Source organism: Streptomyces sp. NPDC060027, assembly GCF_042737005.1.
In the GTDB taxonomy this organism is placed as follows: Bacteria; Actinomycetota; Actinomycetes; order Streptomycetales; family Streptomycetaceae; genus Streptomyces.
In genome coordinates this window covers 63,806-80,886 of sequence record NZ_JBHWVI010000013.1, presented here as the reverse complement: position 1 = coordinate 80,886, position 17,081 = coordinate 63,806, and the positions used below count along the sequence as shown (strand labels likewise).

Below are 17,081 nucleotides of genomic sequence, written 5' to 3'. Positions count from 1 at the left end.
GCCCCGTCCCCCTCCCCCGCCCCCTCCCCGGGCGGTACCGGCTCCGCGTCCGCTCCTCCCCCCACAGCCGGATCACCGCGGGCCACCGGAGACGCGGACGCGGACACCCGCGACTCCCCGGACCACGACGACCGGGCGACGGAAGAACGGGAGGACCGTGCCGGGGCCGCCCAGGTCACGCTCCCGTGTCTCACGGGCGTCGACACCGGGGGCCTCCCCAATCCCGACCAGGAGCTGGAGGAGGCCACACCCGGCGAGACCGCCGCCGACCCGGACGACCTGACCGCGCTGCGCCCGCCGGTCGTCATCGGCGACCAGCCGGGCCGCCCCCGGTCCACCTATCCGATCAGCCCCGCCTATCCCGAGGTCGGGGCCGACACACTCACCGCGTACGGCGCCGTCATCCACGGCGCGACGTACCTCCCGGCCGTCGGCGGCGGGCGGATGAAGGTGCTGTGGGTCCACGCCGACCGGCTGGTCGCGGACGACTACACCTTCCGTCTGGAGAGCGCGGACCAGGTCCAGACGATCGATGTGGACCTCGACATCCCGCAGGTCGACATCTACGTCACGCGGCTCACCGGTTCCATCGCCATCCCCGTCCTCGGCGTCGGCACCCCGCGCATCTGCATCGGGGCCGACATCGTCCCGGCGAACCTCCCGGTCGCCGTACAGCTGCCGAAGCTGTCGGTGACCGCGGTGGAGGCCGGTCAGGTGCTGGTCGACGCCGAAACGGTCAACTTCGCCGACCTGTCCATACACAGCAAGGCCCGATAGCCCACCCGTCCGCACCGCAGAGACCGATAGGAGACCGCCCCCATGGGCCGCTACAGCCGGCTCCACCGCATCCGGCAGATGGACCCGCAGCAGGACTACGAGGAGATCTTCCGCTGGGTCACCCAGTACGAGTTCCCCTGGGACTACCTCCAGGGGTCTCGGTCGCCTTCCTGCGGGACTACGGCGTACCGCGCATCTCGCGGCTCCTGGACCGCACCCAGGAATTCGAGCGCGCCGGGCAGAAGCGGTACGACGACACCGTGCTGATCGCTCACGAGATGGTCCGCGACGGCATGGAATCCGGACAGGCCCGTGCCGCGGCCCGCCACCTCAACCGCATCCACGGCCGCTATCGCAAACCCAACGAGGACTACCTGTACGTCCTGGCCACGACCGTGGTGGGCCCCAAACGGTGGATCGACCGGTACGGCTGGCGGGCACTGTCCGAGCAGGAGACCGAGAGCCTCGCGCTGGTGGGACGGCGCATGGGCGAGCTGATGGGCATCACCGGCATACCCGCCGACTACGCGGGCTTCGCCCACCTCCACGACGCCTACGAGCAGAGGATGTTCGCGTACGACCCGGCCAACCGGCGGGTCGCCGCGGCGACCCTGAGAGTCGTCACCCAGTGGTACCCCAACCTCGTGCGTCCCCTGGTGGCGCGTGCCTCGCTCGCCGTCCTCGACGAACCGCTGCTCACCGCGCTGGGCTTCCGTCCGCAGCCGCGTCCGGTCCGCGAGGCCGCCCACCGCGCCCTGCGCACCCGGGCCGCACTACTGCGCCGGCTGCCGCCGCGGCCCGAGTGGTGGCCGTACCGGAACAAGCCCCGCAGCTATCCCTTCGGCTGGACCCTGGACGACCTCGGCCCGCACTGGGCCCACAGCAGGCCGCTCCAGCCTCTCCCGGAGGAACACCCCGCCGACACGGACACGACATCCGCACCCCGGCAGCCGGTGGACCGGCGGACGGCCTCCGAACGGACGCGGGACGAGCCGCCCCCGGCCGTCATTCCCGCTCCGGCGGACGGACCACCGGAGACTTCCGCTCCCGCCACCCGTCCGCCGGACGGACCACCCGCGGCCGTGACACCTTCCACCCCTCCGGTGGACCGCCACACACCTCTGGAGCAGCGATGACCGAGACGGACCGAGAAGCCGCGTCACGCCCCGCGACCTTCACCGTCCACGCCCCGGCGACGGGCGAGGCGCTCGCCGACCACCCGGTCCACGGACCGGCGGATGTGGCCCGCGCCGTGGAGCGGGCTCGGTCGGCCGCGGCCGGCTGGGCGGCGCTGCCCGCGGCCCGGCGCCGCGACCATCTGCTGCGCTGGAAGCGGAAGCTCGCGTCCACGCTGGACGACCTCGCGGACATGATCACGGCGGAGACGGGCAAGCCGCGCGGTGACGCGGTGCTGGAGGCGGTCCTGACGCTGGAGCACCTCACATGGGCGGCTCGCAACGCGGGCCGTGTGCTGCGGCGGCGCGGTGTGCGCACCGGGCTGCCGGCCGCCCATCAGCGCGCCACGCTGGTTCACCGGCCGCTCGGTGTGATCGGGGTGATCGGGCCGTGGAACTACCCCCTCTACACCCCGATGGGTTCGATCGGTTACGCCTTGGCGGCGGGCAACGCCGTGGTGTTCAAGCCGTCCGAGTACACGCCGGGCACGGGTGTCCTGGTGGCCGGTCTGTTCGACGAGGCCGTTCCCGAGCACGCGGGGCTGCTCGGCGTCGTCACGGGAGCGGCGCCGACGGGCGAGGCGCTGGCCCGGTCCGGGGTCGACAAGGTGGCGTTCACCGGGTCACCGGGGACGGCGCGCAAGGTGATGGCGGTGTGCGCGCAGTCGCTGACGCCGTTCCTCGCCGAGTGCGGCGGCAAGGACGCGACCGTCGTCACCGCCGAAGCGGACCTCGACGCGGCCGCCGACGCGATCGTGTGGGGCGCGATGAGCAACGCCGGCCAGACCTGCGCGGGCGTCGAACGCGTCTACGCCGTGCGGGAGGTGCACGCCGCGCTGTGCCGCAAGGTGGTGGAGCGGGCCGGTGCGCTGAGTGTCGGCCCGGGGCCGGACTCCGCGTACGGTCCGATGACGATGCCGGGTCAGGCCGCCGTGGTCCAGCGGCACGTGGACGAGGCGCTGGCGGCCGGTGCGCGCGCCCTGCTGGGCGGATCGGCGTCGGTGACCGGGGCGTACGTGACGCCGGTCGTCCTGGCCGACGTACCGGAGGACGCGGCCGCGATGCGGGAGGAGACCTTCGGACCGACGGTGGTGATCAACGCGGTGGCCGACGCGGACGAGGCGGTGCGGCACGCCAACGCCTCTCCCTACGCGCTGGGCGCCTCGGTGTTCAGCGGCGACCGTCGCGCCGGGGCCGCGATCGCCGCCCGGCTGCGGGCCGGTGCGGTGTCCGTCAACTCCGTGCTCGGCTTCGCCGCCGTGCCCGCGCTGCCGTTCGGCGGCTCGGGGGATTCGGGTTTCGGACGCATCCATGGCGCGGACGGGCTGCGGGCCTTCACCGCGCCCCAGTCCGTCACGGTCCAGCGCTTCGCCCCGCCGGTGAACCTGACCTCCTTCACCGCTCCGGCGACCGCCAGGGCCCGCGCGGTCTCCTTCGCGCGGTGGCTGCACCAGCGGCGCTGAGGCACGACGCCGAGCGCGAACCGTCAGGCGTCGAGGAGCGGGGCGAGGTAGCGGCGGGCGAAGGCGCGGGCCTGGTCCTCGTCCTCCATCTCGATGCAGCTGGACGGGTTCAGCAGGAAGGAGACCGCGACGCGGATCATGAGTTCGGCGACGGGCCGGGGGTCGGATTCGGGATGTCCTTCGGCCTGCTGGGCACGGCGCAGATGCGCTGTCAGGTAGTCGCAGGTGGCCGCGAGCGAGGGCCCGCCCTGAACGGTCAGGTAGGGCAGTACCACCTCCGGTTCGAGGCGCAGCAGACCGCCGAAGAGCGGGTGGGCCCGCGTGTACCGCAGGGCCACCACGAAGCCCTCGACGACCCGCTCGGCCATGGTCGGCAGAGGCGCCACCGCACTGTCCAGTTTCTGGAAGAACCTGCTGCCCTCGCGCAGCAGGCAGGCCTCGACCAGTCCGTCCTTGCTCTGGAACCGGCGGTAGACCGTGACCCGCGAGACCCCGGCCCGCTTGGCGACGTCGTCCACCGAGGAGCGGCGCAGGCCGAAGGTCGTGAACTGCTCCAGCGCGGCGTCCAGGATGCGCCGCGCCAACTTTTCCTCCGTCTCGGGCCGGGCGATGGCCCGCGCGAGCAGGGAGTCGTTCGCAGATGTCGTCATGGTGCTCCTCACGATACCGCCACATCCACCCAAAAGAGACTATGAGACATCGAGCATTTCTTTGTAACCAACCCGGAACCCGGAGGACCCATGGGCACTCGACTCACCCCGGAACAGACCGACTTCGTCGCGGCCGTCCGCGACTTCGCCAAACGTGAATGCGGAACGCGCGACCAGCGCGACGCACTGACCGGGAGCGGCCGTGAGCCGCACAGCGCCGAGCTGTACGCCAGGCTCGCGGACTTCGGCTGGCTCGGTGTATGCCTGCCGGAGGAGTACGGCGGCGCCGGCGGCGGGCTGGCCGACGCCTGCCTTTTCCTGGAGGAGACGTCCTACGGGATGGTCCCCGCGGGCGGCTTCGTCACCACCGTCATCACCGCCAAGGCCTACGAGCGGTTCGGCACGGAGCGCCAGAAGGCCGAGGTGCTCGCGGGCGCGGTGCGGGGCGCGGTCCTCGCCATCGCGATGTCGGAGCCGGCGGCGGGCTCCGACGTGGGCGCCCTGAGCTGCCGCGCGCGACGAGGGCCGGACGGAGACTGGCTGATCGACGGTCAGAAGACCTGGATCTCCAACGCCCATGTGGCCGACAGCATCCTGCTCGTGGCGCGCACCGGCGGGGCCAAGCACGCCGGGCTGACGATGTTCCACGTTCCGGCCGGCACACCCGGGGTGGAGATCCGGGGCATCGAGACCATGGGCGGCCGGGAGGTCAACGACGTCTTCTTCAGCGGCGTGCGGCTGCCTGCGGACGCCGTCGTCGGGGAGGTCGACAACGGCTGGCGGCAGCTGATGGCCGGGCTGAACTACGAGCGGCTCTTCCTCGCCGCCACCATGCTCGGTCTGACGCGCCGCGCCTTCGACGACGCCGTCGCCTACGTCCGTGAGCGCGAACAGTTCGGCCGGCCCGTCGGCTCGTTCCAGGCGCTGCGGCACCGGATCGCCGACCTCGCCACGGAGATCGAGTGCACCCGGCTGCTGGTCCGGGAGGTGGCCGCGGACTGCGACGCCGAACCGGACCGGCTCTTCCCCCGCGAGGCGTCCATGGCCAAGCTCAAGGCCACCGAGACCGCCAAGCGGGCCGCCCTCGAAGGCATGCAGATGATGGGCGGCTACGGCTACGCCACCGAGTACGACATGGAACGCCATCTGCGGGCGGCGGTCGTCTCCACCGTCTACGGCGGGACGAGCGAGATCCAGCGGGACGTGATCGGCAAGAGCTACGGATTCTGACGGACACGACGCGGCGGCCGGCGCTTCCCCTCCGGGGTGGAGCGCCCGCCGCCGTGATCCGCGCCCCGCATCAGCCCTCGTACAGCTCCGTCAGCGCGGCGCCGTACTTCTCGCGGATGACCCGCCGCCGCATCTTCAGCGACGGCGTCAGCTCGCCGGTCGCCGGACCCCACTCCTCGGCCAGCAGCGTGTGGCGCTTGACCCGCTCGGTGCGGTTCAGCCGGGAGTTGGCCGCGGCCACCGCACGGTCCACCTCCTCCCGTACGGCAGGATGCGCCGCCAGGGCCGCCAGGTCGCCGCCGGTGTCGATGCCGTGGGACGCCGCCCAGGCCGGTGCCGCCTCCGGGTCGAGGACCAGCAGCGCCACGAGGTAGGAACGGTTGTCTCCGTGGACGAGGGCCTGCCCGATCAGCGGGTGCTCCTTGAGGGCGTTCTCCACCAGGGCCGGGGAGACGTTCTTGCCCGTCGAGGTGATGATCATCTCCTTCCTGCGGTCGGTGATCCAGAGGTAGCCGTCCTCGTCCAGGCGCCCGATGTCACCGGTGCGCAGCCAGCCCTCCTCCTCCACCGCAGGCCGCACCGTGCCGTCCTCTCGCAGATAGCCCGGGAACACGGTCGCGCCGCGCACCTCGATCTCGCCGTCCGCGGCGATCCCGACCTCGGCCGAGGAGACGGGCCGCCCGACCGAGCCGAGCCGGAATCCGGTGCGGGGACTGTTGGTGGTCGCCACCCCCGTGGTCTCCGTCAGCCCCCAGGCATCCATGATCACGATCCCGAACCCGGCCCAGAACCGCACCACGTCGATCGGCATGGGCGCCGACGCGCTGGCCGCCCAGGTGACCCGGTCCAGACCGCCCGCCGCGAGCAGCGGCAGCAGGACCTCCTCCCGGTGCCGGGCATAGGCGGCCCGCAGTTCGGCGGGCGGCTCCTCGCCCCGCTCCCGGTGGGCGACATGGTCGCGTGCCCCCCGCGCGGCCTCCTCGATGACCGCCTGCTGCTCCGCCGGCAGCAGCGACAGGAGGGAGCGGACGGTGGTGGCGAGTTTCTCCCACACGCGCGGTACGCCGAAGAACTGGGCCGGGCGCACCTCGCGCACCGTCTCGGCGAGGCCCGCCGGATCGGGGCACAGGTAGACGTGCGAGGCCCGGTGGCACGGCAGGTAGATGCCGAGCATGCGTTCCGCGATGTGTGCGAACGGCAGGTAGCAGATGTGCTCGACGTGCGGCGGCAACTCCACGACCTCGTCCAGTGCGAGGGCGTTGGCCAGCACGTGCCGGTGACCGAGCACCACGCCTTTGGGTTCTCCGGTGGTCCCGGAGGTGTAGACGACGGTCAGGGGGTCATCGGGCCGGGCCGTGTCCAGGGACTTCGCGAACCGCTCCGGCACCGGTTCCCGACTGAGTGCGGCCTACGGGAAGTGGCCGTCCTGCGCCCCGGGTTCCACGACGACGAGCCGGTCCAGGGGGGTGTCGGCGTCGTCGAGCAGCGGTGCCCACAGAGACACCTGCGTCCGTCCTCGACGACGGCGATGCGTGCCCGGCAGTTGCGGGCGATGTGGGTGACCTGTTCGGCGGCCGAGGTGCCGTAGACGCTGACGGGCACCGCGCCGAGGCGGACCAGCGCCAGGTCGGACAGCCAGTGTTCGGGCCGGTTGGCCATCATCAGCAGGACGTGGTCGCCGCGGCCGACGCCGAGCGCCGCGTACCCGGCCGCGAGCCGCGTGGTGTGTTCCCGGACCTGGGACCAGGTGAGTGTGGTCCAGCCGCCCTCACCGGTTCCGGCACCGTCGTCCTGCCGCCAGGACAGGGCGGGCAGGTCGGCGTACCGGCGGGCGTTGCGTTCCAGGAGCAGCGGCACGGTCTGTCCGGTCGCTTCCGCTGCTGGTTCCCCAGTGGTGCGCGGGGCTGTCGTCATCTAACTCGGCCTCCTGGCGGTCGGCGTGCTCGGTGTGGTGAGGGGGGCGGCGGCTCAGCCGTCGGTGAAGGTCTCGCCGCGCTCGGCCTTGCGCAGCAGCAGTTCGGGCGGCGTGAAGCGCTCGCCGTGCAGGTCGGCCAGTTCGCGGGCGCGGGCGACGAAGCCCGGCAGGCCGTCCGGGTAGCCGTTGGCGTACTGCAGGACGCCAACGGTCCAGGCCGGAAATCCGATGCCCAGCAGGGAACCGACGTTGGCGTCCGCCACCGACACCAGTACGTCTTCCTCCAAGCAGCGCACAGCGTCCAGTGCCTCGACGAAGAGCATCCGCTCCATGAGCTCGTCCAGGTCGGCGGGCGGCAGGCCGGGGTCCGTGAAGTGCTCGCGCAGGCCCGGCCAGAGCTCGGTCCTGCGGCCGTCGGCGTAGTCGTAGAAGCCTGCGCCCGCGGCACGGCCCGCGCGGCCGAACTCGCCGGTCATCCGGTCCACGACGGCGTCGGCCGGGTGCGGGTGCCGGACGCCGCCCGCCTCCTCGGTGGCGCGGCGGGTCTCCTCGCGGATCCGGCGCGGCAGGGTGAGCGTCAGCTCGTCCATCAGGGCGAGCACCCTGGCCGGGTAGCCGGCCTGCGCGGCGGCCTGTTCCACGGTCGCCGGATCGATGCCTTCGCCGACCATGGCGACGCCCTCGTTCATGAAGTGCCCGATGACCCGGGAGGTGAAGAAGCCCCGGCTGTCGTTGACGACGATCGGTGTCTTGCCGATCTGCCGGACGAGGGCGCGGGCCAGCGCCTCGTCACCGGTCTCGCGCCCCTTGACGACTTCGACCAGCCGCATCTTGTCGACGGGCGAGAAGAAGTGCAGCCCTATGAAGTCCTCGGGCCGCCGCACGCCTTCGGCGAGCAGGGTGAAGGGAAGGGTGGACGTGTTGGAGCACAGCAGGGCGTCGGGGGCGACGGCCTGCTCCGCCTCCTGGAACACCCGGTGCTTGAGTGCCGGATCCTCGAAGACCGCCTCGATCACGGCGTCGCAGCCCGCCAGATCCCTGGCGTCGTCCGTCGGCACGATCCTGCCGAGGAGTGCGTCGCGCCGTTCCTCGGTCGTACGTCCCTGGGCGACGGCCCTTTCCAGCAGGCCCGCCGCGTGCGCCTTGCCGCGCTCCGCCGCTTCGGTCAGACGTCCTTCAGTACGACGTCGATGCCCGCCTTCGCGCAGGCGTACGCGATGCCGGCGCCCATCATCCCGCCACCGAGAACGGCGGCCCTGGTGACCGTGCGGGCGGGCAGTTCCCGGGGGCGTCCGGCGCCGGAGTCGACCGCCTGGAGGTCGAAGAAGAACGCCTGGATCATGTTCTTGGTGATCTTGCCCGGTGAGCAGGTCGTTCAGATAGCGCGCCTCGACGACGAAGGCCGTGTCGATGTCGACCTGGGCGCTTTCCACGGCCGCCGCCAGGATGTTGCGCGGTGCCGGGCAGGGGGCGCCGCCCGTCTTCGCACGCAGGAGCGCGGGGAGGGCGGGCAGGTGCGCGGCGAGCGCCGGGTGGGCGGGCGTGCCGCCGGGGATGCGGTATCCGGGAGCGTCCCAGTGTTGCGCCGACTTGGGGTGTGCGTGGACGAACGCGCGGGCGCGGGCGAGGAGTTCGGTCCGGTCTGCCGCGATCTCGTCGACCAGTCCCGCTTCGAGGGCCCGCGCAGGACCGTACTGCGTCCCCTCCAGCAGCACCTTGCGCAGGGCGTCGACGACACCGAACATCCGGACCGTGCGCACCACTCCCCCGCCGCCGGGCAGCAGGCCCAGGGTGACCTCCGGGAGTCCGACGCGGGCCGCCAGCCGGTCGAGGACGATCCGGTGGTGGCAGGCGAGGGTGATCTCGTAACCGCCGCCCAGCGCGGCCCCGTTGATCGCCGCGACAACGGGCAGGCCCAGCGTCTCCAGCCTGCGCAGGGCACGCTTGACGCGCAGCCCTGCCTCGAAGGAGTGTCCGGCGGTCGCGGGGGTGACGGCGATCAGGTCGCGCAGGTCGCCGCCGGCGAAGAAGGATTTCTTGGCGGAGGTGACGACGACGCCCCTGAGGGTGTCGCGCCGGGCCTCCAGCCGGTCCACCGTGGCGTCCAGGGAGTCGATGAACGCCGCGTTCATGGTGTTGGCGGACTGGTCGGGATCGTCGAGGACGAGCGTGACGACGCGGTCGGTGTCCTCTTCCCAGCGGATGGTGCTGCTCTCGGCGATGGTGGCCACGAATCGGTCTCCAAAGATACGGATGGAGGGACGGGGACGGGGACTTGGCGCGCTGTGCCGCTTCAGAGGCGTTCCACTGGCCATCGTGGGTGCCTCCGGTCCGGCCGAGGAGATCGGCGCGCGAGGTGTGCGGGGCAGCGGAAACGCCGAGATCGGCGAGGAGCATGAGGTGGTTCAACGTCTGCCGCACCGAGAACTTACTGAGCGTTCGCTAAACAAGGTATGAGTGGCGGTGAAGACGGTCAACGCCTGGGACAGACCGAGTTTTCGACTCGTTCCCAGAGTTCTGCGAGTGAACTCCCCTTCAGAGTCATGGACTTCGAGAAGAGCACGTCGAGCGAGCCTGACGGCTTCACCCGCACCTACTGAGCGATCGATAAGCGGGAAAGCGGCGACGACCGCCCCTCATGGACGTACGATGTCCCCGTCGCCGACCCGTCCGAGGAGAGCCGTTGAGCACCGAACCGAGTCAGGCCACCGCCGCCGCTCCCGCGCGGCGCTGGCGCTCGTACGGCCCGCTCACCCTGCACCCGATCCTTCTGCACGCCATGGAGGCGTTCAACGAGCACGGCTACCACGGCACTTCGGTCCGGGACATCGCCGGCCGGGTCGGTGTCACCGTGCCCGCGCTCTACTACCACTACGAGAACAAGCAGGCACTGCTCTCCACGTTGCTGGAGACTTCCATGAAGGACGTCCTGGACCGTTGCCGGGCCGCCGCTGAGGAAGCCGGTGACGACCCGCTGCCCCGCTTCCGCGGCATGGTGGAGTCGATCGTGCTCTACATGGCCCACCGCAAGGGGCTCGCCTTCCTGGACACGGAGATCCGCAGCCTGGAGCCCGCGAACCGCGCCCGGTACGTGGCACTGCGGGACTATCTGGAGCACATGCTGCTGGACACCGTGCAAGCGGGCATCCGCCAGGGCACCTTCACCACGCCGATCCCGGCCGACGCCGTCCGCGCGGTCCTCATCATGTGCCAGGGCGTCGCCAACTGGTACCGCGAGAGCGGTTCCCTGACCGCCGAGGAGGTCGCCGAGCGCCACGTTCTGCTGAGCCTCGGCACGGTCGGCTACCCCAAAGCCTTCACCGGCGAGCCCGTCCCGGCGCCCCGCCCACGGGGGGCGCCACGGAGGCGGCAGACCTAGCCGCTTCTTCCGGTTCACCGCGCGGACCAGATGAAGCGGTCGCGCACCGCATCATCGGTCAACGACACGCACAGAGCAACGATCAGGTGGTGAGAAGGGACCTCGCCGGTGAGAAGGGGACTCGTCGGCCTCATGGGTGCTGCGGGGGTCCGATGACCTTCTGTCCGATCTGCTCGGCAAGCCACTCCGCGAAGCGGTCCTCGTACCCATCGCCATTGCGGCGCCGGACGTGGACGAGGACCAAGTGCGTGTCGGCGCGGGCGTCGGGACCACGAGAGTCACAGTTCAGCAGGAGCGTGACCTCAGCGTGTTTCCCCTCGCCGTACACGTCACGTTCCGGCGCCCCAGGCCACGACAATGAGGACCAGCGGATCTCAGCCTGGTGGGGGCCGATCACCGCGGCGAAATGATCCTCGGTGCTCCCCAGAGGCTGGTCCAGCATCGAGACGGTCAGGGGAAGGTACGCCTCTATGCCGGCCAGGTTGTCGGGAAGCTCACGGGCGGGAGCCGAACAGGTCAGGTCCGGGATGCCGGGCAGCGGAACGACGGGCGCGTCCGCGTCCATGTTCCAGCACGTGAACCACGATTCCGGCAGGGCGTCACGCAGCCGCTTCACCTCGGTGACGGTGGGTATCTCGGCCTCCACCGACACCTCGGAGTGGGGCTGGGCACCGAACGCCACCATCTCGCGAGCCACGCGCAGGGCCAGACCAAGGTCGGGCGTGCGGAAGACGGGGTAAGCGACGTCGTTCGACATGGGAAGACTCTGACACGACCTCGAGCGAGGAGTCCTTCTGATTTTGCCGCGGGATCGGCTAGAGCCAAACGAAACGCCCTTAGAGGGCATCTGATCTAGGTAGTTGGTGTTCTGGGATGGTTTTGTGACTGGTGCTGTTGGCGGTCGTTGGATGGGGCGTGAGTGTTCGTCGTCCTTACCGCAGTGACGTGTCCGACGCCCGCTGGGCCTTGATCGAACCGGTCTTCACCGCTTGGCGGGCGGGGCGGACCGGGCCCGGCACGGCAGCTCGGGTGCACGATCTGCGAGAGATCGTGAACGCGATCCTCTACGTCAACCGCACGGGCATCCCGTGGGAGTATCTGCCGCACGACTTCCCGCCGTTCAAGACCGTCTATGACTACTACGCGAAATGGGAAGCCGACGGCACCACCCAGCAGGTCCACGATCTGTTACGCGACAAGACCCGCCGGTTCCATGGCCGCCGGGCGGAGCCGACTGCGGCCGTGGTGGACGCGCAGAGCGTGAAGACCTCGGCGAACGTCGCCGAGACCAGCCAGGGCATCGACGCCGGCAAGAAGACATCCGATGCGAAGAACGTGTCAAGCCGCCAGGGTAAGACGGGGTTCTGGCAAGGTCGGAAAGGCCACGGCTTCGTTGAACGGTACGCGGTGAGTCAGGCAGTAGTGAAGGCAGCCGATCATCCGGTTGAAGAGGTTTCTCTGGGCGGCCGTGTGGCGGTCTCCAGCGTCACGGCGGCGGTCGTAGTGAGCTCGTGCTCCGTCGGAGTGGGCCATCGCTGAGAAGGCCCACATATAGCCGACGCCTGCCAATCTCTGGTTCTTGACCCTGCGGGCTGCGACGGACACGCTCTTGCCGGACGCTCTGGTGACGGGGGCGGATCCCGCGTACGCCTTCAGCCCTCTGGCGTCGGCGAACCGAGTCCGGTCGTCGCCGATCTCAGCCAGAACGCGGGCCCCGCTGAGCGGGCCCAGTCCCGGAAAACTTGTGATGATCTCGGCATCGGCGTGGGCCTCGAATGCCTGAACTGCGGCTTCGGCGAGATCGTCGGCACTCGCGCACGCGGCCTCAAGCTGCCGAAGTAGCGCAAGTGCCTGCCGTCCCATGGCCTCCTCAACCAGGGGAAGATGGTGCATTTGCGGAGCGCGAAGCGCGCTGTGCAGAAGCTCGACTTCCCTGTCGATGGTGTTCTTGCGTCCAGCCTTCTTCAGCACGGCCAGCAGCTGCGTCCGAGTGAGCTTGGCCGCTTGGCGTGGGGTGGGTGCCGCAGCCAGAAGAGACCGCGCTATGGGGTGATAGATGCCCTCCCGTCGGCGGCCGACAGCGGCCAGATAGCTCGGAAAGTACTCGCGCAAGTGGGAGTGCAGCTTGTTGCCAGCTTGCGTTCGATCCCAGACGGCATCCTGCTGGGCACGGGCTAGAACCGCTACGGTCTGGGCCACTTCAGAGTCGGCGGGAAGCGTGCGGTGAGCTGGGGCATCGGTGCGGAGGATGTTCGCGAGCACCATGGCGTCCAAGTGGTCGGACTTCTTGCGGGAGACGGTGTATCGGTCCCGGTATCGGGCAGCGGCCATCGGGTTGATGGCGTAGACGGGCCGGCCCGTTGCCCGCAGACAGGCGACAAGAAGACCGCGGGAAGTCTCGATGGCCACCGGGATGGGATCCTGTGGACTATCGCCGTGCTCGGCGAGCATTCGCAGCAGCTGGTCGAGCCCTTCCGCTGTGTCATCGATGCGAGCCCGGGCCACCAGCGAACCCGTTTCGTCGACGATGGCTATGTCGTGGTGATCGCTGGCCCAGTCGATGCCGCAGAACGCTCTCACTCGCCTCATGCTTTCTCGTCCGACCTGTGTTGTTTCTGGTCACAGCCGTGCAGGGCATGCGTCTCTCTAATGGAAGGGCTCAAAGGCCCGACATCCGATTAGCCGTTCATGACCCCAGCGGCCTGCGGGGCCCTCGGTCTTGATCGGAGCTGGTGGCTCCCGAACATGTAAGAGGTAGTCCCCGCAGGGGGCTTGGACCACGATCATCATCGGTGATCCAAGTGGTCGCTCTCGACGCCGACGGCGAGCGCCAGCACACGTCAGTCTTCTTTGAGGGCTCCCGGCCCGGATCAATGGAGGACATCGTGCTGACGCCGGCGGCCGGCGTCGAGGAGGTGCCTTCAGCAACCTCAGCTACCGCCCATTAGATCAAAGGGCGCAAGCGGCACCTGATCACCGACACGCTTGGTCTGGTGCTGGCCGTCCTGGTCACCGCCGCGAACGTGCACGACACCACCGGCGGCAAGCTCCTGCTCGACGACCTGGCCGCAGCACATCCCAGCGTGACCAAGGTCTGGGCCGACGGCGGTTACCAGAACAGCATCTTCAACCACGGCGCACGGTTGGGCATCGACGTCGAGGTGGTGCAGCGGCCACGGACGAAGGGGTTCGAGCCGCTGCCGAAACGGTGGGTGATCGAGCGGACCTTCGGCTGGCTGATGCAGCACCGCCGCCTGGCGCGTGACTACGAAGCCCTCCCTCAGAGATCGAGGGCGATGATCCACTGGGCCATGGCTGCCAAAATGTCCCGCGAACTGACCGGAGAATCCGTACCAACCTGGCGAATCGAAACGGACATCCCGTGCACATCAGCGTGAACCTTGATCAGATGCTCTCTTAGCCACCCAGGTACCCGCGCGTTAGGGCGAGGCCGCCGCCTCGGCGGTCGAGCAGCTCGCCCAGCGCGTTGACGGCTTCGTCCCGGTTGGTGTCCTTGAACTTGTTCATAGCGAACTTGACCGACAACCGCCATCGCTCTTCCATGACGAAGAAGGACTGGCGTTCTGCGAGTGTGGGTGGATCAGGGGTGCCGAGTCGGGATTCCATTGCGCGCGCCGTGGCCTCCAGGAGATCTGTCTGGCGCCGGAGTTCCTGTACGACCGCGGCGGCCTGCGCGATGGGATCGCCTTGGGGCGTGCCCGGAAGGAGGCCTGGCGCAGCAGGTGGCGGGGTCAAATTGTGCGGGGCTGGTGCCGCCTGTCCTGGCATAGGTGATGTTGCCTGCAACTGACGCAGGCGATCGGCGATCGCGGCCTGCTCCTTCGTTCGAGTCCGGAGGTCGGCCGTGACTGCAGGGCGGACCAGCTCCGCGAGCATGGCCCTTTCCTCTTCGCGGTGAGCGACTTGTTGGGCTTGTTGAAGACGTGTCACCAGTGCCTGGATTTCGCGTCTGCGGACCTCTCCGAAGCCGCCTCCCTTCATTACGGCCGCAGCGTCGCGCGCCTGCTCGGCCTGGAGGTCTTGAATTCGGAATCCTAGCTCCTCCGACCGGCTGACTTCCATCCGGCGCAGTTGTACCGACTGTGTGACCCGGCCGACCGTGGTCTCCGCTCCGGCGAGAGGTTCGTCACTCATACGGATGGGTGAGGACCATTCCGTTTCATCGGTGTAAGTGAGTACCGGATCCCGGATAAAAAGGCTGTCCTGGATTCCGTTGGTGAACACAAGTTTGAGGCTGATCGTGAGGTAGACTTTCTTCGATTGTCGTTGCGCTCGGGCGATCGAGAGACGATTCTGGGCGATGAGGTCGTCAGCCTTGCTGTTGAGTTCTGGTTCGGCGAGGGCCCTCTCGACCCGCCCCCGCACATAGCTGGCGTCTTTTTGGGCCATCAGATATGAATTGATTCCGGTGGCGATCATGGGAGCCGCGCCCTTGAAGAAGCCGATCGCCCAGCGGCCCATCCGGCCGGGTTCGGGAGCCACAGGGGCAGGGGCGGGTTTTCTTGCAGCGGGAGCGAGTTTCCCCGAGGGGGGTGCTCCGCCAGTCTCGGGAGTGCGTGCCTGTCCGCCCCTTGTAGGTGGGGCGGTTCCCCCGCCGGTTCCCGGGGTTCCCCCGCCGGGCGTTTGGTGTTCCAGTCGATCTAGGGCCGACTTGATCAACGCAGGGTTCCGGATGCACATTTGACGGCCGCCGCGAATCCCCTCTGGCCCGATGAGGATATCGAAGTCCTCGAGTTTGATATTCTTCACCCGAAGGTGATTCTCGACCAGGTTTCGATAAGGGTCTCCGCTAACTTCTTTAAGTGTCGCTTTTGTGTGCTCGTAGTATTTCATGAAGTCTAGTTCTTTGGTGAAATCAAAGACGCGTCCCATTTTGTTCTGATCCAGCTTGACGCGGCCGAGTCGCTGCGAGGTCGGTTTTCCTTGCTCTTGCGCCCGAAGGGCGCCGTACTCGTTCGCCACGTCAGGCTCGTCACTGAAATAGAGGCCCTCACCCAAGTCGTGGCGGTACGGTCCGTCGCGAGCCACGGCGGCGCCTTCCGCGTATCCGCGGTACCAGAATTCATCCGCGAGGCTGAGAGCGGCATCCGGGCCGACCGGGACGGTCATCGGCCGCGGTGAGCCCGCCATGAATCGTTCCACCACCTGATGCGCCTGACGCTCGGAGATGTCCGCTCCTCCTCGGCTGAGCGGTGGCGCTCCTGCAGGCACCGGCCGAGTCCGATTCTGCGCCACGTGCACCAGTTCATGGACCAGCAGGACGGCGCCGGGGAGTGTGTGCGGGGCATAGGTGCCGGGAGCGAAGGCGATGTCCGAACCCCGTGTGAAGGCGGCGGCGCGCAGTTGCTGTGCCGCTGCTGCAGACTCCCCATCGGTGTGGACTCGGACCGTGCTGAAGTCAGTGCCGAGCCGGCTCTCCATGACGTGCCGGACGTCGGGCCGGAGCGCTTCCCCGCTCCCTTGTGAGGGTTTGAAAACGGACATCGTCCTCGTGGTACGCGGGCGTTGCGACGTACGTCGTGAAGAGGGAGAGTCGTGTGCGAACTGCGCCATGTGCTGCTCCCGTCCCCCCGGAAAGTCGAATACGCCTCGGTTCGGTGCCTTCGTAGCGAGTCTGCACCACACCGGGTGAGGCCGCTTCACCGATTGGGCCGCCTGGGTCCAGAGCGCGAAACGCGCCGGTGACGGCGAGTCGAGGTCCATGGCCACCTCCACGATGGCGACTTCGATACCGTGGCTCGACGACGATACGGCCGTCGTCTTCGTGGTGCGGGCTGGAAGCTCGCACGCTTGGGCATCCTCTGCATCACCCCGCTCTCGGTGCTACAGCGGAGCCAACCAGAGCGGTGGGCCGAGTAACCGTCATCTCGCCGCTAGCGGTCCTGGCCAACTCCACGGACCGACTGCACACGGCCGACTGGGAGTGTGGAGCCTGGCCCGCGTCTGGGCCAAGCCAATGCGTCGGTGTTCGATGAACTCGGGGTGTGCGGAGGCGTGGGCTCTTGGCCGACGTACGCGATCCACTCAGGGAGTTTACGGGTTCTGACGTGGCAATTCGTCGAGCCAGTGCCGGCCATCGAGGTTCGAGTGCTCAGGTTGCGGGCCGTTGCACCCCGCGTAAGCATCGTAGGTGTAGAGCTTTACTTGGAAAACCTAGCCAATTCGGGGCCTCTGGTGTCCCGAGTAGGAGAAGCCCGGTCGTCGGGCAATGGTCCGGCGAACCGGAGGTGGTGGCGGGAGCCGAGGCAGACATCGCCTTCGGTTCGCCGTGCCCAGGCCGCGTGTCACGTGTCCTCTGAGGACGCCGTGCCAACTCTCAAGCGGCCCTTCTGCTCCCTATGCAACGGCCTTCAATTCAGCTCACCGGCTTTCCGCTCCGGGCGGAGCATGCAGCACCGATCGGATTCTGTGACTGCGTCAAACCTCAGGACTCGGCGGATTCGCCTGTTGTCGAGGATGATGGTGTGTCAT

7 protein-coding genes and 6 pseudogenes are annotated in these 17,081 nt (G+C 68.9%); 7 read left to right on the top strand and 6 right to left on the bottom strand.

The features are described from left to right. The 3 genes and pseudogenes from ACFWBT_RS05755 to ACFWBT_RS05745 all read left to right on the top strand — a co-directional run. Positions 1 to 777: pseudogene (locus ACFWBT_RS05755) on the top strand (hypothetical protein); the annotation flags it as partial. 42 nt (positions 778 to 819) lie between these two features. Then, positions 820 to 1,688 (top strand): annotated as a pseudogene (locus tag ACFWBT_RS05750) (oxygenase MpaB family protein); the annotation flags it as partial. Positions 1,689 to 1,909: 221 nt separating this feature from the next. Then, positions 1,910 to 3,415, top strand: a complete 1,506-nt coding sequence (locus tag ACFWBT_RS05745; RefSeq protein WP_385696322.1) for an aldehyde dehydrogenase family protein — start codon at positions 1,910 to 1,912, stop codon at positions 3,413 to 3,415. 23 nt (positions 3,416 to 3,438) lie between these two features. Here the strand turns inward: ACFWBT_RS05745 and ACFWBT_RS05740 are convergent, their stop codons facing one another. Continuing rightward, on the bottom strand, positions 3,439 to 4,065 hold the full coding sequence (locus ACFWBT_RS05740; protein ID WP_385696320.1) for a TetR/AcrR family transcriptional regulator: 627 nt from the start codon (positions 4,063 to 4,065) through the stop codon (positions 3,439 to 3,441). 90 nt (positions 4,066 to 4,155) lie between these two features. Here ACFWBT_RS05740 and ACFWBT_RS05735 point away from each other — a divergent pair, with 90 nt between their 5' ends. Then, positions 4,156 to 5,295, top strand: a complete 1,140-nt coding sequence (locus ACFWBT_RS05735; protein ID WP_385696318.1) for an acyl-CoA dehydrogenase family protein — start codon at positions 4,156 to 4,158, stop codon at positions 5,293 to 5,295. Between the two features lie 70 nt (positions 5,296 to 5,365). Here ACFWBT_RS05735 and ACFWBT_RS05730 read toward each other — a convergent pair. Both ACFWBT_RS05730 and ACFWBT_RS05725 read right to left on the bottom strand, forming a co-directional pair. After that, a pseudogene (locus ACFWBT_RS05730) lies at positions 5,366 to 7,209 on the bottom strand (AMP-dependent synthetase/ligase). 54 nt (positions 7,210 to 7,263) lie between these two features. Continuing rightward, a pseudogene (locus ACFWBT_RS05725) lies at positions 7,264 to 9,432 on the bottom strand (3-hydroxyacyl-CoA dehydrogenase NAD-binding domain-containing protein). A 461-nt stretch (positions 9,433 to 9,893) separates the two neighbouring features. Here ACFWBT_RS05725 and ACFWBT_RS05720 point away from each other — a divergent pair. Next, complete coding sequence (locus tag ACFWBT_RS05720) at positions 9,894 to 10,589, top strand: TetR/AcrR family transcriptional regulator (protein WP_385696316.1); 696 nt, start codon at positions 9,894 to 9,896, stop codon at positions 10,587 to 10,589. Between the two features lie 130 nt (positions 10,590 to 10,719). Here ACFWBT_RS05720 and ACFWBT_RS05715 read toward each other — a convergent pair whose 3' ends face one another. Beyond that, positions 10,720 to 11,346, bottom strand: a complete 627-nt coding sequence (locus tag ACFWBT_RS05715; RefSeq protein WP_385696313.1) for a hypothetical protein — start codon at positions 11,344 to 11,346, stop codon at positions 10,720 to 10,722. A 158-nt stretch (positions 11,347 to 11,504) separates the two neighbouring features. On the opposite strand from ACFWBT_RS05715, the pseudogene ACFWBT_RS05710 reads away from it, so the two are divergent. Further along, positions 11,505 to 11,906: pseudogene (locus ACFWBT_RS05710) on the top strand (transposase); the annotation flags it as partial. A 21-nt stretch (positions 11,907 to 11,927) separates the two neighbouring features. Here ACFWBT_RS05710 and ACFWBT_RS05705 read toward each other — a convergent pair. Beyond that, positions 11,928 to 13,178, bottom strand: coding sequence for an IS110 family transposase (locus ACFWBT_RS05705; protein ID WP_385696310.1), 1,251 nt, complete (start codon positions 13,176 to 13,178; stop codon positions 11,928 to 11,930). Positions 13,179 to 13,537: 359 nt separating this feature from the next. Between ACFWBT_RS05705 and ACFWBT_RS05700 the strand changes: the two are divergent. After that, a pseudogene (locus ACFWBT_RS05700) lies at positions 13,538 to 13,987 on the top strand (transposase); the annotation flags it as partial. Between the two features lie 19 nt (positions 13,988 to 14,006). On the opposite strand, the gene ACFWBT_RS05695 reads toward ACFWBT_RS05700, so the two are convergent. After that, positions 14,007 to 16,094, bottom strand: coding sequence for a DUF4157 domain-containing protein (locus ACFWBT_RS05695; RefSeq protein WP_385696308.1), 2,088 nt, complete (start codon positions 16,092 to 16,094; stop codon positions 14,007 to 14,009). Positions 16,095 to 17,081 lie beyond the last annotated feature (987 nt).

Excerpts from the sequence above, each read along its gene's own strand:
- ACFWBT_RS05745 (WP_385696322.1), top strand. The coding sequence starts at position 1,910 with ATGACCGAGACGGACCGAGAAGCCGCGTCACGCCCCGCGACCTTCACC.
- ACFWBT_RS05740 (WP_385696320.1), bottom strand. The coding sequence starts at position 4,065 with ATGACGACATCTGCGAACGACTCCCTGCTCGCGCGGGCCATCGCCCGG.
- ACFWBT_RS05735 (WP_385696318.1), top strand. The coding sequence starts at position 4,156 with ATGGGCACTCGACTCACCCCGGAACAGACCGACTTCGTCGCGGCCGTC.
- ACFWBT_RS05715 (WP_385696313.1), bottom strand. The coding sequence starts at position 11,346 with ATGTCGAACGACGTCGCTTACCCCGTCTTCCGCACGCCCGACCTTGGT.
- ACFWBT_RS05705 (WP_385696310.1), bottom strand. The coding sequence starts at position 13,178 with ATGAGGCGAGTGAGAGCGTTCTGCGGCATCGACTGGGCCAGCGATCAC.
- ACFWBT_RS05695 (WP_385696308.1), bottom strand. The coding sequence starts at position 16,094 with ATGTCCGTTTTCAAACCCTCACAAGGGAGCGGGGAAGCGCTCCGGCCC.